The following is a 21,198-nucleotide window of genomic DNA, read 5'->3' as shown; positions in this document are numbered from 1 at the left end:
GGGCTCGCGCCGCTCGGCCGGTCGCGCGGAGGCGGGCGGGCGCCGCGGCGCGGCGGCCGGCGATCCTGCCGGCCCGCGCGGACCGGGCGGTCCCGCCGGACCGCGCGGTCCGACTTTGCCGGGAGGTCCCATGGCTCCCCGCCCGCCAGGGGGGCCGGACGGTCCTTCCGGTCCGGGTTCGCCCGCCGGACCGCGCGGACCCGGCTCTCCCCGGTCACCCTTCGGGCCCGGCGAACCGGGCGGGCCCGGCGAACCGGGCGGGCCCGGAGGTCCTGCCGGTCCGGCCGCGCCCGTCTCGCCTCGCGGCCCGGGGGGACCGGCGGCGCCGACCTCTCCCGGCGGCCCGGCGGGCCCCGCGGGCCCGACCGGGCCCGGAGGACCGGCCGGTCCGGCCGTGCCGACGGCGGCCGCCTGCCCGGCGGCCCCGGTCTCGCCCCTCGGGCCCGGGGCGCCCTGCGGGCCCGGTTCTCCGGCCGCGCCCCGCTGCCCGCAATCGCCGACCACGGCGCGGCGGCCCTGGCGCTTCGTCTGCAGCATCACGATGCAGGTCGCCGGATGATAGGTGACGTGGAACTCGAACCGGCCGCTGGCGTCGGCCCTGGTCCGAAAGTGTTGATCGAGGGTGATCTCGTCGTCGGGCTCGTCGACGGAGCCGAGCACCCAGAGCTCGCCAGCCGTGATCTTCGCGGCCAGGATCCGCATCTCCGCGAGCGCCGGTGAGGAGCCGACCCACGCCGACGTGATCGCCGGCACCAGCCATCGCCCGAGCATCCACGCGCCCTCGACCCACGATGTCCCAGCTTGATCGGGTTCGCGGCTCCGGGAAAGCGCGTTCCAGGCTCCGTCCGCAGGGAGAATCCGGAGTTCGGGCCGCGGCTCGGGCGCCGCTCTCAGCGCGGCGCACGCAGCGGACGCGGATGGTCGAGCTCCGTCGAGGGATCGAGACCGATGCGGGCGAGCGTCCGCGATCCCCGGGAAGCGTCCCGACGCGCGCGGCCGCGCTCCGGAGACGGCGCGGAGCGGCAGCGCCCACCGCGACCGCAAGGGCCGCCCGCGCGGACGTCGCGGCCCCGCGCGGGCGATGACGCGCCACCCGCCGGAGGCCACGTCCGGGCGGCCACGCTCATCCGCCGTGCCCGTGCGGCGCGTCGCCTCACGCCGCAACAGATAGCGCCCAAAGCAATTGTGCCGGCGATGGCCGAACCGGCCACCTGTTCACGCGAAGGATGGCCCGGATGACCGTGCAGACTTGGCTGTGGTTGACCCTGTTCGCGATGTCCCTCGGCGCAGCGGCCATTCTCTTCACAGCCAAGCGCCGAACTCCGGAAGAGGAGACGGACGGCATCCTGCACGGGATCGTCCCCCTCATCGCGGCCGCGTCGTACCTGGCGATGGCGTGCGGTCAGGGCGCGATCCGGCTTCCGCTCGGGGCGGATCCCGCGGCGCAGTGGGACTTCTACTTCGCGCGCTACATCGACTGGACCTTCACCACCCCCATCCTGCTCTACGCCCTCGCGACGGACGCGATGCATTCCGGCATGCGCCGGCACGGCGCCGTGTTCGGCATGCTCGCCGCCGACGTGCTGATGATCGCGACCGCCCTGTTCTTCGGCGCCTCGGCGACGGCGTGGATCAAGTGGACCTGGTACGCCGTCTCCTGCGGCGCCTTTCTCGGCGTCTACTACGTGATCTGGGTGCCGCTGCTCGAGGAGAGTCGCAGGGAGCGCGAGGACGTGCGGGCCGCGTTCCGGCGCAACGCGGCCTTCCTGTCGGTGGTCTGGCTCATCTACCCCCTCGTGCTCATCGTCGGGACCGACGGGCTGAAGCTCGTGAGCCCGGTCCTCACCACGGCGCTGATCGCCGTCCTCGACGTCGTCGCCAAGGTGGTGTTCGGTCTCATGGCGGTCGGCGAGCGGGCGAGGATCGTGGACCGCGACCTCCACGAGACCCGGCCCGTCCGGCGCTCCGCGCCGAGCCTCGCGCCGGCCGAGTAGGCGCCGTGCGGGCGGCGCACCCCACCCTCGCGGCCGGTCCCCGGCCGGTCCCGTCGCGGCCGGAGGCCGCCCCGCTGGCGGTGCTGGCCATCGCGTTCGCGCTCACCGGAGCCCTCCCGGTGCCGACGCGCTGGGAGGGGGTGACGGCTCTCGTTCTGCTGTTCGGGGTCCCGCACGGGGCCCTGGACGGCGAGATCGCCCGGCCGCTCCTGCGCCCCCGCTTCGGGCGGCTGTGGTTCCCGGCCTTCGCCCTGCCGTATCTCGGCCTCTCGGCCCTCGTCCTGGCGTGCTGGCGCGTCGCGCCCCTCGCGACGCTGGCGGGGTTCTTCGCGCTGTCGGTGTGGCACTTCGGCAGCGAGGATGCGGGGCCAGGCCGGCCGATCGAGGCGCTGGTGCGGGGAGGTCTCCCGATCGCCGTCCCGTCGCTCCTGCACCCCGACGGGGTCGCCCGCCTGTTCTCGGCGGTGACCGGAGTGCCTCTCGGCGAATCGCCGACGTGGCTGGGCGCCTCGTCGTGGCTCTGGGTCGCGCTCGCCTGCGGGTGGGTCCTGCGCGGCTGCGCGGAGCGGCGTCGGGCGACGGCCGCGGAGATGGCCGGATTGGTGGCCGCGTTCGCCGTCCTGCCGCCCCTCAGCGCCTTCGGGCTCTACTTCGTCTGCGTCCACGCGCCCCGGCACGTGCGGGAGCTCGTGCGGGACGGACGCGCGCCGCGCGTGCGCAGCCTGCGCGAGGCGACGGTCCGGGCGCTTCCCGTGACCCTGCTCACCTTCGCGATCGGCGCCGCCCTCTGGCCCCTCTATCCGGGGCCGGCCCCGGAACGCCTCGTCGCCCTCACCCTTCAGGGGCTCGCCGCCCTGACCCTCCCGCACATGGCCCTCGACGCGCTGACGCGCGCCGTCCGCGGGAGACCCTCGCGGCCCGGCAGGGAGGGGTGAGCTTCGGTCCTCGACCGATGCGCGCACGCCACAACTTTGCCCGCGATCGCAGCATACCTCAAACAGACGATGATCACGTCCGCTGCTGTCTTTACCTTTCACGTCCGCGCAACTCTCAGCAGAGCGGTTCGAGTGCGATGTGGACTGGTTGCGGCACTCTGGGTGAGCTCTACCGGGCGAGGATCGTCTCGGACGAGCAGTTGAACCAAGCCATCTCCGGCTATCTGGCGGACACGAAACCTGGGCCGCGCGTGATCGCCGACGGCGTGATGCTCGACATCGACGCTGCGGTTCTGTCGCACGGCTGGGCGCATCTCGTCGCCCATGACCGCCGCGCGACCGAGCCGGCGCGCCGCAGCGCGATCCGCACGGCCCTGCTGCTGGCGGCCCTCGGCTGAGGCCCGCGCGGCGCCGTCTCGGACCGGCCGGGCCGGAGATCGGCCCGCGAATTCCGGCCGATCGGGCCCACGGGGAGGGCGCCCCGCGCGCGAACGGCGCTGCCCGTCCCCGTGCGCGTCGGCGGGACCGCTCCCGCGTCGCTCGCCACCCGCGCCGCGTCGCGAGCGCCGCCGCGTGGTCCGGGATCATGCTCATTGGGCGCCAAACTCTGCCGGCACCAAGGCGCGCTTGCATCAAGTCCCGCCAAATCGCTCCGGGAGTGCGACCTCTCGGTCCTCAACAGATCGAACCCTGCTGGCTATAGGAGGGCGCAGGGGGGAACCATATGGACAAGGCGCTCAATCGTCGACTTGCCGCTATCCTGGTCGCGGACATCGTGGGCTACAGCCGCCTGATGGGGGCGGACGAGGCCGGCACGTTGCGTCGGCTGAAGGCCCTGCGCCGCGAACTGGTCGATCCGCGCATCGCAGCCGCGGGCGGGCGCATCGTCAAGACGACCGGCGACGGTCTGGTCGTCGAGTTCCCCAGCCCGCTCAGGGCCGTCTCCTGCGCGGTCGCCATCCAGAAGGGGATGCTGACGCGCGACGCCGGCACGCCCGAGGACCGCGTCTTCCGGCTGCGGATCGGCATCAATGTCGGGGACGTGGTCGCGGAGCCGGACGGCGACCTCTACGGCGACGGCGTCAACGTCGCGGCGCGGCTGGAGCCGCTCGCGGAGCCCGGCGGGATCTGCATCTCGCGCAGCGTCCACGACCAGGTGCGCGACAAGCTGCGCTACCCGTTCGAGGATCGCGGCGAGCAGGAACTCAGGAACATCGCCCGGCCCCTGGGCGTGTTCGCGCTGCCGGCGGCCGTCATCCCGTCGCTTCCCGAGACCGATGAGGAGCCGGGACCCGGGCGGGCCGAGCGGCCGCTGAGGCGGGTCGCGCTCGCCTCCGGCCTCGTCGCCCTGCTCGCGGCCGGCGGGCTCGGATGGTGGCTCTCGGCGCCGGCGCGGCCACCCGTGCCGAACCCGGGCGCCCTCCCTGCCGCCGCGGCCGTCAATCCGGCGCCGCGCCTGTCCCTCGTCGTGCTGCCCTTCACGAATCTCAGCAACGATCCGGAGCAGGATTTCTTCGCGGACGCCATCACGGAGGACCTCACGACCGACGTCTCGCACCTCGCGGACAGCTTCGTCATCGCCCGCAACACCGCCTTCACCTACAAGGGCAAGCCCGTCGACGTGAAGCAGATCGGGCGGGACCTGGGGGTCCGCTACGTGCTCGAAGGCAGCGTGCGCCGGACCGGCGAGAATGTCGTGCTCAACGCGCAGCTGATCTCGGCCGAGACGGGTGCCCATCTCTGGGCCGACCGCTTCGACGGTGAGCGGGGCCGCCTCGGCGACCTCCAGGTGGAGTTCGTCGCCCGCCTCGCGCGCTCCCTCGACGTCCAGCTGACGCAGGCCGAGAGCCTGCGCTCGTTGCGGGAACGTCCGACCGACCCGGGCGCGTCCGACCTGGCGATGCGGGGCTGGGCGGCGCTGAACAAGCCGCGCTCCCTGGCGAGCAACAACGAGGCGCAGGATTACTTCGAGCGGGCCCTGGCGCTCGATCCCACCCTTCCCCGCGCCATCCTGGGCCTGTCGCGCGCCCTCATCACCAAGCCGTCGATGTCGTGGAGCCGCGACAAGGACAAGGACATCAAGGACGCCGAGGACCTGATCGACAAGTACCTGGCGAGCTACCCCGGCGACGCCGTCGCCCTGGTGGTCAAGGGCGACGTCTTCCGGGCGCGGCGTCAGTTCGACTCCGCCCGCTCGATGTACGAGGCCGCGATCGCCGGCAATCGGAACTACGCGATGGCGCAGGCGCTGAAGGGGCACGTCTCGACGCTGACGGGCAAGGCGAGCGAGGCGATCTCCAGCGAGCTGCAGGCCATCCGCCTCAGTCCGCGCGACCCTCTGTTGAACGTCTGGTACTACTTCGTCTGCCACGCGCATACGCATCAGCGGCACTGGGACGAGGCGATCACCTGGTGCAACAAGTCGGTCGCCCTCTCACCCTACTGGCTGTCCTCCATCGATCTCGCGGCCGCCTACGCGTGGCAGGGGCGGCAGGCCGAGGCGAGGGCCGCGGTCGCGGAGATCCTGAAGCTCATGCCCGGCTACACGGTTCAGAAATGGGCGAATGCGGGCTGGTCCGACAACCCGGTCTTCCTCGAGGAGTACCAGTACGTCGTCGAGGGCTTGCGGAAGGCCGGCCTCCCGGAGAACTGATCCGGGATCGGCTTGATCGAAGCGGCTCCCGGATCACGAGCCCGCGCGGCGCCCGAGCGACGCCGACATCCGCATGGCCGAAATGGGAGGTGGCGAAGCCATCACCCGGATGGCGTATGCCAAGCCCGCGCGGCGCCTGAGCGAAGCCGACATCCGCATGGCCGACATCGGAGATGGCGAAGCCATCAACCGGATGGCGGATGAGTCCCGCCCGCAGGTGGGCCGCCGCGGCGGGCCGCGGCCTCTCGGGAGCGGCGTCCCGTCCCCCCTCGCGGCGGAGGCGGATCGCGCCGCTCGGCGCGCGGGGGCGATCCCGAGCGGGGCGCCTCAGTTCGAATGCACGAGCTGGAACGTCGCGACGGCCCCGATGCCCTTCAGGGCGATGCATCCGCTCGGGCGGACCCGGAAGCGGCGGTCGAGCAGCTCGGCGGTGCGCGCGTCGAGCGTGATGGCCCCGGGCGGCGAGGCGGTTTCCAGCCGGCTGGCGAGATTGACGGTCGACCCCCAGACGTCGAAGACGGGCCGTGTCACGCCGATGACTCCGCTGATGACCTGGCCGGTGGCGATGCCGAACCGCATCTGGATCGCCGCGCCGTGCCGCTCTCCCGTCTCCAGGACGGCGCGGCGCGCGTCGAGTGCGAAGCCGGCAACGGCGTGCGCGTCCTTGTGGATCGCGTCCCCGACGCCGGCCGCCGCCATGTAGGCGTCGCCGATCGTCTTGATCTTCTCGATGCCGTGCTTGGCCGCGATGTCGTCGAGTTGCGAAAAGAGATCGTTCAACAGCCTGATCACGTCGTGCGGCGACGTCCGGGAAGCCAGATGAGTGAAACCCACGATGTCGCAAAAGCTGATGGTCACATGATCATTCAGGTCGGCGATATGGTTCTCTCCGCCCTTGATGCGGTCGTAGATCTGCATGGGGAGAATATCCCGCAGGATCCTGTCGATCCTGTCGCGCTCGCTCCTCAATTCTCTTTCAAGTTTGAATTTCTGCCTCTCCGTCTTTTCAACGAAGAAGCAGGTCGCCAACGTAATGAAAATCGTGTAGAGCAGGAAGGAATTAACATAGACGAACGCTTTCGTGTCAAAAGACTTGAGGAAGAGTCCGGCGTTGCTGCACGTAAAAACCAAAATACAGCAGATCGATGCGCGATCGAAAGTTGTCCTGATGAAGCCGCCGGCGTAAAATGTGGTGAATATGATCGCGCCGATATAATAATAGATCCCATTTTCTGTATATATGAGCGCCAACACCGCGGCGGATGCGCAGGCGAACCAGACCAGAATGCCTAGATTGAGGATGTGTTTCCGATACGTCTTCCAGCGCAGCATCATGACACCTGCCACGCAGCTCAATGCGATGAAAAAATGGTACGTGATGATGACCTGGGGATGAGGAAACACGTACGTCGCACCGACCGGCATCAGCAGGTGGAGCACGACCGTGACGGGCAGGACGAGCTTGACGGAATCGATGCACTGCTTGCGAACCTCCTCCTTGAAGTCAGCTTCGATGCAATCGTCGAATTTCTCCAGGCGGAGCTTCGCAGGAAACTGCGATAACAACGATGATCTGGACGGCGCATCTCTGCTCATCACGACCGTCTCCTTTGAATGCGATCGGCATCGGACCACCGGATGGGTGTGTGATCGTGGATGGAGGACGGCGACTTGAGGAGCGGCAAGACACTGAAAGACGCGCGGATTCGTCCGCAGGCCCGGTGACGGGTCCCCCGACGTCCGAGCAGGGGCCGACGCGGGCCCGGGGCGGAGTGGCCGCTTCGGCGGTCGGACGGGAGCGCGCCCGTGCGCGTGAGAGCCCGCTCCGGCTGGCCAAGCCCGCCGGGGCGGGCCTGCCCGTGACCCGCGTCGCCGACACCAACCCGGCCCTGGCCGAGCCGAGCCGGCGGCGCGCCCGCTCCAAGGCCGGCTGGCACTCCCGCGAACCGGCCGTGCCGCGCGGCGTCGCGGTGCCGATGCCCGGGACGGCGGTCGAGGGGCTGGCGGGCGTGGGCTGACGCGCCCTCAGGCGGCCCGGGACCCCGCCGGGCTCTCCTCCAGGAACGGCGTCACGGCCGCCAGGAACAGCGCCGGGTCCTGCAGCGGCGGAACATGCGCGCAGCCCGGCAGGATCGCCAGTCGCGCGTCCGGCAGCCCGCGGGCGAGGTCGCGCGCCATGGCGGGCGGGGTCGCCTCGTCCTCCTCGCCGACCAGCACCAGGGCCGGCACCGTCACGCCCGCGAGGTCCGGGCGCAGGTCGAGGCCGGCCAGCGCCTCGCAGGCGGCCCGGAACACCGCCGGGTCGGTGCGCAGGAAGGCGGCGCGCCGCTCCGCCATCAGCGCCTCGTTCGCGGCCTGGAAGGCGGGCGCGAACAGCCGGCGCATCGCCGTGTCGGTGAGGGCCGCGAGCCCCTTCTCGGCCGCCACGGCCGCCATGGTCCGGAAGGCCTGGCGGCCCGGCTCCGGGAAGCAGGCGCCGCAATCGGCGAGCACCAGCCTTCCCGCGAGGCCCGGATGACGGATCGCCAGCTGCAGGGCCACGAAGCCGCCGTAACCGTTCCCGAGCAGGATCGGCGCCGCCCCGCCGAGGTCCCGGACGGCCTCGGCCACCCGGTCCGCCACGGCGGCGAGGCCGCCGGCCGCGGGCCGCGATCCGCCGAAGCCCGGCAGGTCGGGAACCACCACCCGGAACCGCGCGGCGAGGGGCTCCCGGACGCGGTCGAAGCTCGCCCGGTCCGACAGGAGCGAGTGCAGCAGGACGAGCGGCGTCCCGTCCCCCAGAACCTCCGCCGAAATCCCGCCCGCCAGCGTCACCCGCATCGTCCGCCTCCCGCACCGCGCGCCGAACCCCTCGGCCGCCCTCGTCCGGCCCGCCGCCCCCGGGAGGGAACCGCGCGAAAGCCGTTGACGTGATATTTCACGACTGCGATGTTGAGGCAACCTGAACGGGTCACGATCGTGCTGCTCCGCGACACCATCTACGAGGCCATCCGGGCCGAGATCCTCACCTGCCGCGTGCCGCCCGGGGCGGAGGTGCGGGAGCAGGAGCTGGCCGAGCGCTTCGAGGTCAGCCGTCAGCCGGTGCGCGAGGCGCTGCTGCGCCTCGAGCGGGAGCGGCTCGTCACGGTTCACCCGCGCCAGGGATATCAGGTGAACCCGATCTCGGTCGCGGACGCCCGCGACCTGCTGCAGTTCCGCCTGGTGGTCGAGCCGGCCTGCGCGGGGGAGGCGGCCGAGTCCGCGCCGCCCGCCGTGCTGGCCGGCCTCGACGCCTTCCGGGAGCTGCCGGAGGGCGGCGACTTCATCGCCTACAACCGCGCCTTCCACACGGCGCTCGCCGAGGCGTCCGGCAACCGCCGCATGGCGGCGGTGACCCGCGACCTGATCGAGCAGGCCGACCGGCTCGTGCGGGTGAGCCTCGCCACCATCCGGGGGCGCGATCCGGCCCAGCTCATCGCCGAGCACGCGGGGATCATCGACGCCGTGCAGCGGCGCGACGCGCGGGCCGCGCGGCGCCGGGTGCGGGACCACGTCGCCCGGGCGGAGCGGCGCATCATCCCGGCGCTCGAGCGAAGCGCCGTCATCCTCTGAGGGAGAGACCTTCTTGAACATGGTGTCGAGACCAGACCTCGCCGTCGAGACGCGCGGCAACTTCGTCGATGGCCGCGAGATCGAGGCCGGCGACGGCACGCTGATCGACGTGCGCAACCCGGCGACGGGGGCCGTCATCGCCCGGATCCCGAACTCGACCGAGGCCGACGTCGACCGGGCGATGCGCAGCGCGCGCGCGGCCTTCGAGTCCCGGGAATGGGGCGGCCTGGATACCCGCGCCCGCGCCAAGCTGGTGAACCGCCTCGCCGACGCCTTCGAGGCCAATCTCGACACGCTCTACCGGCTGGAGACGCTCAACAACGGCCGCCCGGTGAACGAGACCCGGGCGCAGCTCTCGCGCCTGCCGGACTTCTTCCGCTACTTCGCGGGCCTTGCCCTCTCGCGCCGCGACGCGGTGATCCCGGTCGAGGGCAGCTACCTCAACTACACGCGGCGCACGCCGATCGGCGTCGTGGCGAACTGCACGCCCTTCAATCATCCGCTGATGATCCTGTGCAAGTCGCTCGCCGCCGTGCTGGCCACGGGCTGCACCACGGTGGTCAAGCCGTCCGAGTACACCCCGCTCACCACCCTGAAGCTCGCCCAGATCTTCACCGAGGCCGGGCTGCCGAACGGCGTGTTCAACATCGTGCTGGGCCTCGGCCCCACGACCGGCCGCTCCCTCGCCGAGCACCGCGACATCAACAAGCTCGTCCTCACCGGCGGCACCGAGGCGGGGCGCATCGCCGGCAGCGCCGCCGCGCGCGTCTTCGCCCACCAGACCATGGAGCTCGGCGGCAAGACCCCGGTCATGGTCTTCGACGATTTCGACCTCGACCAGGCGGTCAACTACGCCGCCTTCGGGGCCTTCATCGGGGCCGGGCAGACCTGCGTCTGCGCCAGCCGCCACCTCGTCCAGGACACGATCTACGACGCGTTCGTGGAGAAGCTCGCCGCCAAGGCGAAGAGCATCCGCATCGGCGATCCCTTCGACCCGGCGACGCAGCTCGGGCCGGTGATCTCGCAGAAGCAGCGCGACCGCGTGCTCACCTACGCGGCCCACGGCCGCGACGAGGGCGCGCGGGCGGTGGCGGGCGGCCGCGCGGCGCGCATCCCGGGCTTCGAGGAGGGCTACTTCGTCGAGCCGACCGTCTTCGCGGATGTCCGCGCCGAGATGCGGATCTTCCAGGAGGAGGTGTTCGGCCCCTTCACCAGCGTCACGCCGTTCCGGGACGAGGCCGAGGCCCTGCGGCTCGCCAACGACTCGCCCTTCGGCCTCGCGGCGGCCGTGCGCACCCGCGACGTCGCCCGCGCCCACCGGGTCGCCGCCGCCGTGAAGGCCGGGATCGTCTGGATCAACGACCACCACCGCCTCGACCCGGCCTCGCCCTGGGGCGGCGTCGACGACAGCGGGCTCGGCCGCGAGTGCGGCGCCGAGAGCTTCGACGACCACTTCAACGTCAAGAGCATCATGGTGGCGACGCACGATGCCCCGTTCGACTGGTACCGCGACACGGCGGGCCAGCGCCGCCTCAACTGATCCCACGCGCCCTCGGAGGGCCGGCACACCGCGTCAGACGGGGCCCTCCGCATCGCCCGCATCACCCCGAGGAAACGCCATGAGACCAGACGCCACGACTGCCCCCGTCAACGCGGGAGGCCGGCTCGACCGGCTGCCGATCGGCCCGTTCCACTACCGGATCATGTGGCTGATCGGGATCGGGATGTTCTTCGACGGCTTCGACATCTACATCGCCGGGACCGTGCTCGGCGCGACGCTGAAGAGCGGGTTCTCGACCCTGCCGGAGAACGCCCTGTTCGTCTCGTCGACCTTCGTCGGGATGATGGCCGGCTCGTTCCTGACCGGCTTCCTGGGCGACCGCTACGGCCGGCGCTTCACCTACCAGGCGAACCTGCTGATCTTCGGCCTCGCCGCCATCGCGGCGGCCTTCGCGCCCTCCATGACCGTGCTGATCGTCCTGCGCTTCATCATGGGGGTGGGGCTCGGGGCCGAGAACGTGGTCGGCTACTCGACCATGACGGAGTTCGTGCCGGCCCGCTCGCGGGGGCGCTGGCTCGGGCTGATGGCGGTCTTCGTGGTGACCGGCCTGCCGGTCGCCTCGCTCGCCGGCTACGTGGTGATCCCGCTGCTTGGCTGGCGGGCGATGTTCGTCCTCGGCGGCCTCGGCGCCCTGGGCGTCTGGTACCTCCGCAAGCGCCTGCCGGAATCGCCGCGCTGGCTCGAGGCCGTGGGCCGGACCGAGGAGGCCGACGCGCTCCTGCGCGAGATCGAGCGGGAGGCCGCGCGCGGCGGCGCGCTGCCGCCGCCGGCGCCGCTCGGCCCGCCCGCGCCCAAGGCCGCCTTCGCGACCCTGTTCCGGCCGCCGCTCCTCGGGCGGGTGATCGTCGGCTGCCTGTGCCTGATCGTGATCAACACCCTGCTGTACGGCTTCGTGACCTGGCTGCCGACCTTCTTCATCAAGCAGGGCCTGAGCGTGGCGACCTCGTTCGGCTACTCGCTGCTGATGGGGCTCGGCGCCCCGATCGGCAGCGCGATCGGCGCCCTCACGGCCGACCGCTGGGGCCGCAAGCCCACCATCGCGGGCGCCTCGGCGGCGGCGATCCTGTTCGGCCTCCTCTACCCGCTCACCACCGACCCCGTGCTGCTGCCGCTCGTCGGCTTCGGCCTCACGGTGCCGATCTACGTCCTCGTCGCGCTCCTGTTCGGGATCTACATCCCCGAACTCTTCCCCACGGAGGTGCGCCTGCGCGCCTCGGGCCTGTGCAACACCTTCGGCCGCGGCGCGACCATCGTGACGCCCTTCATCGTGGTCTCGCTGTTCCAGACCTACGGGATCGGCGGCGTGATGGCGCTGATGATCGGGCTCCTCGCCGTTCAGATCGTCACGGTGCTGGCCCTCGGCGTCGAGCCGCGCCAGCAGAGCCTGGAGGAGATGAAGCCGCGCGACCTCGGCGGGGTGCAGGAGGAGCCGGTCCGCACGGTGCAGCGCGGCCTGGCCTGAGCCTCATTCGCCGAAGGGGCCACCGCTGGGCGGCGCCGATGACGCGGGGCCGGGACCCTCGGCAGAGGTGCATCGGGCCATTCCGCCGAGGCGCGGCGCGGCCCCGAGGACCCCGCGACCGCCCCCGGATCCGGGACCCGATGCCCCGCCCGGACGGGGAGCGCGTCGCGCCGAGGCGGCGGGGCCCGCCCCGTCCCCGCGCGATCCTCAACACGGCCGCTCCCCTTCGCTATAGTGAGTGCCAGGGAGGGCCCAATGGACAAGCTCGTCGAGCGCCGGCTCGCGGCCATTCTGGTTGTCGACGTCGTCGGTTACAGTCGTCTCATCGGCCTCGACGAGGCCGGGACGCTGCGTCGGCTGAAGGCCCTGCGCCGCGAACTGGTCGATCCCGCGATCTTGTCTGCACGCGGCCGCATCGTGAAGTCGACCGGCGACGGCCTGATCGCCGAATTTCCGAGCCCGGTGCGGGCCGTCGCCTGCGCCGTCGCCATCCAGAAGGCCATGGCGCTGCGCGGCGCCGGCGAGGCGCAGGAGCGGGCCCTGCGCCTGCGGGTCGGCATCAACCTCGGGGACGTGGTCGCGGAACCGGACGGCGACCTCTACGGCGACGGCGTCAACGTCGCGGCGCGGCTGGAGCCGCTCGCTGAGCCCGGCGGGATCTGCATCTCGCGCAGCGTCCACGACCAGGTGCGCGACAAGCTGCGCTACCCGTTCGAGGATCGCGGCGAGCAGGAACTCAGGAACATCGCCCGGCCGGTCGGCGTCTACGCCCTGCCGGCGGCCGCGATCCCGGGCCTGGCCGAGGGCGAGGAGCGGCCCGACGAGGCCGACCCCGCCCCGCGGCGGAGGCCGCTCAGGGCGGTCCTGCTCGCCGGGGGCGTGCTGTCGCTGCTCGCCGCGGGCGCCCTCGGCTGGTCGTACCGGACGGGCCCGGCGCGGGCGCCCGCGCCGGGCCCGCCGGCGACCGCGACGCGGGAGAGCGAGCCGGCCCCGCGACCGCGCCTGTCGATCGTGGTGCTGCCCTTCGCCAATCTGAGCAACGACCCCGAGCAGGACTTCTTCGCCGACGGGATCACCGAGGATCTCACGACGGACCTCTCCCACCTCGCCGGCAGCTTCGTCATCGCCCGCAACACCGCCTTCACCTACAAGGGCAAACCCACCGACGTGAAGCAGGTCGGGCGCGACCTCGGCGTGCGCTACGCGCTGGAGGGCAGCGTGCGCCGGACGGGCGAGCGGGTGGTGGTGAACGCGCAGCTGATCTCCGCCGAGACCGGGGCGCATCTCTGGGCGGACCGCTTCGAGGGCGAGCGCGCGCGCCTCGGAGAGCTGCAGGCCGAGTTCGTGGGACGCCTCGCCCGCTCCCTCGACATCCAGCTCATCCAGGCCGAGAGCCAGCGGTCCCTGCGCGAGCGGCCCGACAATCCCGACGCGGCGGATCTCGCGATGCGGGGCTGGGCCGCGGTCAACAAGCCGCGCAGCCGGGAGAGCCTCGGCGAGGCGGTGGCCTTCTTCGAGCAGGCGCTGCGCCGCGACCCGACCAACGGCTTCGCCAAGCTCGGGCTCGCCCGGGCGATGAGCTCGCGCGTCATCTCGCGCTGGAGCCCGGATCCCGCCGCCGAGATCGCCGAGGCCGACCGCATCGTCACGGCCTACCTCGCCGAGCACGCGAACGACCCCATGGCGTTCTACGTCAAGGCGGAAATCTACAAGTATCGCAAGAATTTCGATGCCGCCCTTCCGCTCTACTTGAAGTCGGTCGAGCTGGACAAGAACTTCGCGCAGGGTTACGCGACGATCGGAAATGTCAAGATCCTGTCCGGGAAGTCCGCCGAGTCGTTCGCCTACACCGAGAAGGCGCTGCGGCTGAGTCCCCGCGACCCGGCCGCCAAGATCTGGAAGTACTTCATCTGTCACGCCAACGCGCATCTCGCCCGCTGGGACGAGGCCATCACCACCTGCAACCAGGCCATCGCGGACGGGCCGTTCTGGCAGACCTACATCGACCTGGCGGCGGCCTACGCGTGGAAGGGGCGCGCGAGCGAGGCCGGGCACGCGGTGGCCGAGCTCCTGAAGCTCATGCCCGGCTACACGGTCGAGAAATGGGCGAAGGCGGATTGGTCGGACGACCCGACCTTCCTCGACGAGTACCGCCGCATCACCGAAGGGCTCAGGAAGGCGGGCCTCCCGGACGCCTGATCCGGGATCCGGTTGATCGGAGCGGATCCCGGATCCCGGAGCCCGCGCGGCGCTTGACGTCCGCATCGTGCAGGACGGCCTGGAGAGGCCGCTGCTCCCGGAGACCATCACGGCGGACTTCGCGATTCCCGGCGCCACTATGAGCGAGCCGGAATTCCTGCACCGGCTGACCGGGGCGACGGGCTGCGGCCTGCGCCTCGACGTCACCAACGTCGAGGTCAACGCGGCCAACCACGGCTTCGACGCGCGGGCCTTCCTCGCCGCGCTGCCCCTCGACCGGGTCGTGCAGGTCCACCTCGCCGGCGGCGCGCGGGAGGGCGGCCGGCTGATCGACACGCACGGCGCGCCGGTCTCGGAGGTGAGCTGGGAACTCCTCGCCGCCCTCGCGGCGCGGGCTCCGGTCCGGGCGGTGCTCCTGGAGCGGGACCTCGACTTCTCGGACCCGGAGGGCCTGATCGCCGAGGTCGCCCGGGCCCGGGTGACCGTGGCGCGCGCCGCGGCCTGACGGACGGGCCGCGGTCCGGCCGGAGCGCCGTCGGCCGCGCTCCCGGTCGGCGAGGGCCGGAGCGCCCCGCTCGCATCCCCCGGGACCCGCGATCCCGGGAGCCGGGTGGCCGCCGGCTCAGGCGGCCTTCACGGCGGACAGGAAGGCGCCGACCTCCTGGGTGAGGCGCTCCGAGTGCTGGGCCAGCTCCTGGGCCGCGCCGAGCACCTGGGTGGCGGCGGCGCCGGTCGAGCCCGCCGCGTCGCGGACCCCCGCGATGCCGTCGGTGACCTGCCCGGTGCCGCGCGCCGCCTCCTGCACGGTGCGGGCGATGTCCTGCGTCACCGCGCCCTGCTCCTCCATGGCCGCCGCGATGGCGCCGGCGACCCCGGCCATCTCGGTGATCGTGCGGCCGATGCTCCGGATCGCGTCCACGGATTCGTGCGTGGCGTCCTGGATCGCCCGGATCTGGCCCGCGATCTCCTCGGTCGCGCGCGTCGTCTGGCTCGCCAGGGCCTTGACCTCGCTCGCGACCACGGCGAAGCCGCGGCCGGCCTCGCCGGCGCGGGCGGCCTCGATCGTCGCGTTGAGCGCCAGAAGGTTGGTCTGCCCGGCGATCTGGCCGATCATGCCGACGATCGCGTCGATCCGCTCGGCCGCGGCGGCGAGCTGCCCGACCAGGACGTCGGTGCGGTTCGCCTCCTCGGCGGCCCGGTGGGCGATGCGGGCCGACTGCCCGACCTGCTGGCCGATCTCGCGGATCGAGGCGGACATCTCCTCGCTCGCGGCCGCGACGGTCTGGACGTTGCCCGCCGTCCGCGCGGCCGCGCCCATCGCGGCCGCCGATTGCTGCGCGGTCTGGTCGGCCGTGGCGCTCATCGCGCGCGCCGTCGCCTCCATCTCGGTCGCGGCGCCGGCGAGGCCCTGGGTCAGCAGCGACACGTTCTGCTCGAAGTGCCGGGTGACGCGGTCGAGGAGGTCGGCGCGCCGCATCGTCGCGTCGGCCTCCCGGGCGGCCCGCGCGTCGGCCTCCTGCTTGGCGACCAGCGCCTCCCGGAACACCTGCACGGCGCGCGCCATCGCGCCGATCTCGTCCCGCCGGGCGAGGGCCGGCACGACGACCGCGTAGTCGCCCGAAGCGAGGCGCTGCATCGCCCCGGTCATCGCCGCGAGGGGCCGCGCGACGCCCCGCCCGACCCGCCACGCCAGGACGCCGCCGAGGATCACGGCCGCCGCGCCGATCGCCAGCACCATGAGGCGCAGCTCGGCCGCGTCCGCCGCGACCTGGCCCATCAGGTGCTGCTGCTCGCGCACCGCCTGCGCCCGCGTCGCGCTGCCGAGCCCGATGAGCGCGTCGCCCGTCCGCTTCAGCACCTGGTAGGCCTGCTCGACGCTGCCCGCCCCGTCGAGGCTGCTGCCGAGGGCGGCCTTGAAGGGGGGCAGCTTCGCGGCCACCACCTTGAGAGAGGCCTGCAGCGTGCCGCCCTCGTCGCCCCGCGCGAGCGCGTCGATCTCGCGGCCGTAGCGCGCCAGCTCGACGCCGGCCGTGTCGGCATCGGCCGGGTTGCCGCTGCTGCGGAACAGGATGGCGGCCGCGATGGCGCTCTGCAGCGCCCGGTCGGCCCGGAAGGACGCGGCGGCGAGGTCGGGCTCGCGGGCGGCGCGCGCGGCGATCGCGTAGCCGGCGTTGGACAGCGCCGCGCCGAGCTTCACCACCTCGCCGAGGGCGGCCTTGCGCGCCTGCATCGCCGCCACGAGCGTCTCGGCCTGGGCGGCGTAATCCTTCGCGTGCGCGGCGAGCGGGCCCGCCTCGGCCCCGCCGGACCGCGCCATGCGCTCGCTCTCGGCGGCGAGCTTGGCGAGCCCGGCCTTGAGCTCGACGAGCATCTCGCCCTGCTCGGTGCGCATGTAGTTGAGGACGAGCCGGCGCACGCCGTTCAGGAAGCGCTCGAACTCGCTGGCGCTCTCGGCCGCCTCGACGCGCTCGCCCGCCCGGGCGACCTCCGCGGTGAGGACGCTCGCGTTGCGGAAGGTGAGCAGGGCCGAGGCGCCGAGGAGGAGCAGCACGACGCCGAAGCCGGCCAGGATGCGCTGCGCGACCGACAGCCGGTCGAGACCAAGGGTGGGCATGGGGGGCTCGCGGTCAGGGGACGGACTTGATCTGCTGGATGAGGTCGGCGCCGAAGCGGCGGCCGAATTCCGCGTTCGTGGCCTCGAGGCGCCGCGCGAAGGCCGCGCGGTCGACCGAGGCCACGACCGCCATGCCGGCGCGGCGCAGGGCCTCGACGCCCTCCTTCTCGGCCCGCCCGGCCACCTCGCGGGAGACCTCGCCGCCCGCGCGGGCCGCCTCCGCGAAGGCCCGCTGCTCGCTCGGGCTCAGGCCCTCCCAGGCGGGCTTGGCGATCAGGATGGCGGCCCAGGAATAGATGTGCCCGCTCAGCGTCAGGTGCGTCTGCACCCGCTCGAAATGCGAGGCCGTGATCACGGCGATCGGGTTCTCCTGCCCGTCGAACCGGCCCGATTGCAGCGCCCCGTAGAGGGCCGGGAAGGCGAGGGGCTCCGCCTTGACGCCGAGGGCGCGGAAGCCCGCCAGCATCACGTCGGATTGCGGGACCCGCATCGAGAGACCCTGGAGATCCTCCGGGCCGGTGACGGGCCGCTTGCCGTTCGTGATGTGGCGCATCCCGTTCTCGCCCCAGGCGAGCGCCAGGATGCCCTTCTGCTGGAACTTGCGCAGGTAGCCCTGGCCGATCGGCCCGTCGAGCACCGCCTGGGCGTGGCGCGCGTCCCGGAACAGGAACGGGATGTCGAAGACGCCGAATTCCGGGATGAGGCTGGCGAAGGGCGCGCTGGTCAGGAAGGCCATGTCGAGATGGCCGAGCCGCAGCTCCTCGACCATCTCGACCTCGCCGCCGACGCTGCCGTTCGGGTAGAGCTCGACGCGGGTGCCGTTGCCGGTCCGCTTGGCGACCTCCTCGGCGAAGCGCTGCGCGCCGGCGCCGAGCTGGGACGCCTGGGAGAACAGGTAGCCCAGGCGCAGAACGCGCTCCTGAGCCTCGGCGCGACCGCCCACCACCGCGGAGCAGAGCCCGAGGACGGCCAGCGCCGCTCGCAATTGCCTTCGCATTATCGGATCTCACGTGCCGTATGGGTCCGAATTACGCGAGAAGGTTTTAATGAATTGATGAAATGCGCGCGGACATCGTCCATCAACTAGTAACGTAGGGGCAGATCTGGTTCCGGCGCGCCGCGGAGAACCCGGCCGGATCGGAGCCCTCGGGCAGGCGCCGAGGGCCGCGCGCTCGTGCCGAGGGCGCGGGATGCCGCGGCATCGGGCCGTTGAGCCTCTCGCAGGGCCGACACGCGCCGATGGCCTGACGACCCTGCGGGAACGGAACCGACGGCCACGGGACATGACCGCCGGTGCGCGTGTCCCGGTCCGCGTCCTGGACCGCGCGCGGGGCGGTCTCGCCCGGGATCGGGCGGCGGCCCCGGGAGGCCGGCCGCCGCGGCGGGGCCTCAGCGCCCCGTCCCGATCTCCGCCTCGACCGCCCGCAGCCGCTCGGGGGCGCGCTCCTTGCGCTCGCTGTAGCGGTCGACGAGGTACTCGGCCCGATCGCGGGTCAGGAGGGTGAACTTGACCAGTTCCTCGCAGACGTCGACGACCCGGTCGTAGAGCGGGCCGGGCCGCATCCGCCCCGCCTCGTCGAATTCCCGGTAGGCCATCGGCACCGAGGACTGGTTGGGGATGGTGATCATCCGCATCCAGCGCCCGAGCACGCGCAGGGCGTTGACGGCGTTGAAGGATTGCGACCCGCCCGAGACCTGCATGACGGCGAGGGTGCGCCCCTGGGTCGGGCGCAGCGCCCCCTCGGCCAGGGGCAGCCAGTCGATCTGGCTCTTCATCACGCCGGTCAGGGCGCCGTGCCGCTCCGGGCTCACCCAGACCTGCCCCTCCGACCAGAGCGAGAGCGCCCGCAGTTCCTGCACCTTGGGGTGATCGGCCGGCGCGTCGTCCGGCAGGGGCAGGCCGTGCGCGTGGTAGATCCGCACCTCCCCGCCCATCCGCTCCAGGAGCCGGGCCGCCTCGTAGGCGAGGAGGCGGCTGAACGAGCGCTCGCGCAGGGAGCCGTACAGGATCAGGAAGCGCGGCGCGTGCGTCAGGTGCCGGCCGGGCTCCAGCGCCGCCGGGCTCGGCACCGCGAAATGGGCCTCGGCGAGGTTCGGGAGGCCGTCGGCGAAGGGCTGAAGGGGCTTGTCCACGGGCGCAGAGTCTCGTACGTTTCAACAAGAGTAGAATTATTGGATCGTCGATGGACGAACGGCAAGCCCTCGCCGCCTTCGCGGCCCTCGCGCAGGCGCACCGGCTGCGGAGCGTGCGCCGCCTCGTGGCGGCCGGTCCCGACGGCATGGCGGCGGGCAGCCTGGCGGCCGAGGTCGGCGTGGCCGTCTCCAACCTGTCCTTCCACCTCAAGGAACTGGCGCATGCGGGCCTGGTCCAGTCCCGGCGCGAGGGCCGCTCGATCATCTACAGCGCCGATTACGGGGCGCTCTCGGGCCTGATCGAGTTCCTGATGAGGGATTGCTGCGGCGGACGCCCGGAGGTCTGCGCCCCGGCCGTCACCGCGCTCGCGGCCTGCTGCGGGCCGCAGGAGACGGTGTCCCGTGCGTGAGCGCGCGGGCGGCCTGCCTCTTCCGCGGCCGGGCATGCCGGGCAGGTCCGGCCGCCCGCCCGCCGCACGGCGCGGAGGCTCCGCGCCCCATCCCACCCCGGCCGGAGGTCGCCTGATGGACGTCGTCATCTACCACAATCCCGCCTGCGGGACGTCGCGCAACGCCCTGGCGATGATCCGCAACGCCGGCATCGAGCCGCACGTCGTCGAGTCCCTGAAGACGCCGCCGAGCCGCGCCATGGTGCGCGCCCTCGCCCGGCGCGCCGGCGTCACCGTGCGCGACCTGCTGCGGGAGAAGGGCACGCCCTACGCGGAGCTCGGGCTCGGCGACCCGTCGCTGAGCGAGGACCAGCTCCTCGACGCGATCGCCGCGCACCCGATCCTGCTCAACCGGCCGATCGTCGTGTCTCCCCTGGGCGTGCGCCTGTGCCGCCCCTCCGAGGCGGTGCTGGACCTGCTGCCGGCGCAGCAGGGCGAGTTCGTGAAGGAGGACGGCGAGCGCGTCGTCGACGAGAGCGGCCGCCGCGTCGCCACCGCCTGAGGACACCGTGGGCACCTTCGAACGCTACCTGACCCTCTGGGTCGCCCTCTGCATCGTCGTCGGCGTCGCGCTCGGCCACGCCGTGCCGGGCGTCTTCCGCGCCGTCGGCGCGGCCGAGATCGCCAAGGTCAACCTGCCGGTGGCGGGGCTGATCTGGCTCATGGTCGTGCCCATGCTGCTCAAGATCGACTTCGCCGCGCTGCGCCACGTCGGGCGGCACTGGCGCGGCATCGGCGTGACGCTCCTGGTCAACTGGGCCGTGAAGCCGTTCTCGATGGCGGCGCTGGGCTGGCTGTTCATCGGCCACCTGTTCCGGCCGCTGCTGCCGGCCGACCAGATCGACGGCTACGTCGCCGGGCTGATCATCCTGGCCGCGGCGCCCTGCACCGCGATGGTGTTCGTGTGGTCGAACCTCACGCGGGGCGAGCCGCACTTCACGCTGAGCCAGGTGGCGCTCAACGACGGCATCATGGTGGTGGCCTTCGCGCCCATCGTCGGGCTGCTGCTCGGGCTCTCGGCCATCACGGTCCCGTGGGGCACGCTGGTCCTCTCGGTCGTGCTCTACATCGTCATCCCGGTCGTGGTCGCGCAGGCGGCCCGGCGCAGCCTGCTCGCCGCGGGCGGCCAGCCCGCCCTCGACCGCCTCCTGGCGCGGCTGGGGCCGGCCTCGCTGGCGGCGCTGCTGGCGACCCTCGTCCTGCTGTTCGGCTTCCAGGGCGAGCAGATCCTGGCCCAGCCGGCCGTGATCGCGCTCCTGGCGGTCCCCATCCTGATCCAGGTCTACCTGAACAGCGGGCTCGCCTACCTCCTGAACCGGCTCGCCGGGGAGCAGCACTGCGTCGCCGGCCCCTCCGCGCTGATCGGGGCCTCCAACTTCTTCGAACTCGCGGTGGCGGCGGCCATCTCGCTGTTCGGGTTCGAGTCGGGCGCGGCGCTCGCCACGGTGGTGGGCGTGCTGATCGAGGTCCCGGTCATGCTCAGCGTGGTCCGGATCGTGAACCGCTCCAAGGACTGGTACGAGCGCGGGGCGGCGCGGGCGCGGCTCGCGCCCCAGGAGGGGTGAGCCGCGGCGGATCCGCGGCTTGACGGTTCCACGGCCTCGGGG

Annotated in this window: 19 protein-coding genes; 14 read left to right on the top strand and 5 right to left on the bottom strand. The window is 72.5% G+C overall.

All coding sequences use genetic code 11. From position 1 onward, the window contains the following. Positions 1-567: 567 nt before the first annotated feature. From M446_RS38695 to M446_RS02615, 5 genes are all read left to right on the top strand, one after another. On the top strand, positions 568-720 hold the full coding sequence (locus M446_RS38695; protein ID WP_236728810.1) for a hypothetical protein: 153 nt from the start codon (positions 568-570) through the stop codon (positions 718-720). Between the two features lie 515 nt (positions 721-1,235). Beyond that, on the top strand, positions 1,236-1,994 hold the full coding sequence (locus tag M446_RS02630) for a bacteriorhodopsin (RefSeq protein WP_012330516.1): 759 nt from the start codon (positions 1,236-1,238) through the stop codon (positions 1,992-1,994). A 5-nt stretch (positions 1,995-1,999) separates the two neighbouring features. Continuing rightward, positions 2,000-2,929, top strand: a complete 930-nt coding sequence (locus tag M446_RS34090) for a Brp/Blh family beta-carotene 15,15'-dioxygenase (RefSeq protein WP_012330515.1) — start codon at positions 2,000-2,002, stop codon at positions 2,927-2,929. 200 nt (positions 2,930-3,129) lie between these two features. Then, the gene (locus tag M446_RS02620) at positions 3,130-3,327 is read left to right on the top strand and encodes a hypothetical protein (RefSeq protein WP_018262736.1); all 198 of its coding nucleotides are present in this window, start codon (positions 3,130-3,132) and stop codon (positions 3,325-3,327) included. Positions 3,328-3,653: 326 nt separating this feature from the next. Continuing rightward, positions 3,654-5,582, top strand: coding sequence for an adenylate/guanylate cyclase domain-containing protein (locus tag M446_RS02615; protein ID WP_012330513.1), 1,929 nt, complete (start codon positions 3,654-3,656; stop codon positions 5,580-5,582). Between the two features lie 327 nt (positions 5,583-5,909). Here M446_RS02615 and M446_RS02610 read toward each other — a convergent pair whose 3' ends face one another. Beyond that, positions 5,910-7,178 (bottom strand): adenylate/guanylate cyclase domain-containing protein, encoded by a 1,269-nt coding sequence (locus M446_RS02610; protein WP_012330512.1) that lies wholly within the window; start codon positions 7,176-7,178, stop codon positions 5,910-5,912. A 263-nt stretch (positions 7,179-7,441) separates the two neighbouring features. Here M446_RS02610 and M446_RS38690 point away from each other — a divergent pair, with 263 nt between their 5' ends. After that, complete coding sequence (locus M446_RS38690; RefSeq protein ID WP_236728811.1) at positions 7,442-7,600, top strand: hypothetical protein; 159 nt, start codon at positions 7,442-7,444, stop codon at positions 7,598-7,600. A gap of 7 nt (positions 7,601-7,607) precedes the next feature. On the opposite strand, the gene M446_RS02600 is transcribed toward M446_RS38690, so the two are convergent. After that, positions 7,608-8,402, bottom strand: a complete 795-nt coding sequence (locus M446_RS02600; RefSeq protein ID WP_012330510.1) for an alpha/beta fold hydrolase — start codon at positions 8,400-8,402, stop codon at positions 7,608-7,610. Between the two features lie 138 nt (positions 8,403-8,540). Here M446_RS02600 and M446_RS02595 point away from each other — a divergent pair, with 138 nt between their 5' ends. The 5 genes from M446_RS02595 to M446_RS02575 all read left to right on the top strand — a co-directional run bounded on the left by M446_RS02595 (position 8,541) and on the right by M446_RS02575 (position 14,900). Continuing rightward, a complete protein-coding gene (locus M446_RS02595; RefSeq protein WP_043700749.1) occupies positions 8,541-9,173 on the top strand; it encodes a GntR family transcriptional regulator in 633 nt (210 codons plus the stop codon). A 19-nt stretch (positions 9,174-9,192) separates the two neighbouring features. Further along, a complete protein-coding gene (locus M446_RS02590) occupies positions 9,193-10,713 on the top strand; it encodes an aldehyde dehydrogenase (RefSeq protein WP_012330508.1) in 1,521 nt (506 codons plus the stop codon). 79 nt (positions 10,714-10,792) lie between these two features. After that, positions 10,793-12,196: an MFS transporter gene (locus M446_RS02585; RefSeq protein ID WP_012330507.1), complete on the top strand. Its 1,404-nt coding sequence runs from the start codon at positions 10,793-10,795 to the stop codon at positions 12,194-12,196. 255 nt (positions 12,197-12,451) lie between these two features. Then, entirely contained in the window at positions 12,452-14,395 is a 1,944-nt protein-coding gene (locus M446_RS02580) for an adenylate/guanylate cyclase domain-containing protein (RefSeq protein ID WP_012330506.1), read from the top strand. 67 nt (positions 14,396-14,462) lie between these two features. Beyond that, entirely contained in the window at positions 14,463-14,900 is a 438-nt protein-coding gene (locus M446_RS02575) for a DUF692 family multinuclear iron-containing protein (protein WP_018262740.1), read from the top strand. Between the two features lie 117 nt (positions 14,901-15,017). Here the strand turns inward: M446_RS02575 and M446_RS02570 are convergent, their stop codons facing one another. The 3 genes from M446_RS02570 to arsH form a co-directional block, all read right to left on the bottom strand. Further along, the gene (locus tag M446_RS02570) at positions 15,018-17,009 is read right to left on the bottom strand and encodes a methyl-accepting chemotaxis protein (protein ID WP_012330505.1); all 1,992 of its coding nucleotides are present in this window, start codon (positions 17,007-17,009) and stop codon (positions 15,018-15,020) included. Positions 17,010-17,022: 13 nt separating this feature from the next. Further along, on the bottom strand, positions 17,023-18,006 hold the full coding sequence (locus M446_RS02565; protein WP_043700748.1) for a DctP family TRAP transporter solute-binding subunit: 984 nt from the start codon (positions 18,004-18,006) through the stop codon (positions 17,023-17,025). A gap of 392 nt (positions 18,007-18,398) precedes the next feature. Then, positions 18,399-19,142 (bottom strand): arsenical resistance protein ArsH, encoded by a 744-nt coding sequence (gene arsH, locus M446_RS02560; protein WP_012330503.1) that lies wholly within the window; start codon positions 19,140-19,142, stop codon positions 18,399-18,401. A 50-nt stretch (positions 19,143-19,192) separates the two neighbouring features. On the opposite strand from arsH, the gene M446_RS02555 reads away from it, so the two are divergent. From M446_RS02555 to arsB, 3 genes are all read left to right on the top strand, one after another. Next, positions 19,193-19,552: an ArsR/SmtB family transcription factor gene (locus tag M446_RS02555; protein WP_012330502.1), complete on the top strand. Its 360-nt coding sequence runs from the start codon at positions 19,193-19,195 to the stop codon at positions 19,550-19,552. Positions 19,553-19,667: 115 nt separating this feature from the next. Next, positions 19,668-20,093, top strand: coding sequence for an arsenate reductase (glutaredoxin) (gene arsC / locus M446_RS02550; protein WP_012330501.1), 426 nt, complete (start codon positions 19,668-19,670; stop codon positions 20,091-20,093). Positions 20,094-20,100: 7 nt separating this feature from the next. Then, a complete protein-coding gene (gene arsB / locus M446_RS02545; RefSeq protein WP_012330500.1) occupies positions 20,101-21,156 on the top strand; it encodes an ACR3 family arsenite efflux transporter in 1,056 nt (351 codons plus the stop codon). Positions 21,157-21,198 lie beyond the last annotated feature (42 nt).

It is taken from the genome of Methylobacterium sp. 4-46, from assembly GCF_000019365.1.
GTDB lineage: Bacteria > Pseudomonadota > Alphaproteobacteria > Rhizobiales > Beijerinckiaceae > Methylobacterium.
The sequence above is the reverse complement of the archived record's forward strand: the minus strand, read 5'-3'. Positions and strand labels throughout refer to the sequence as shown.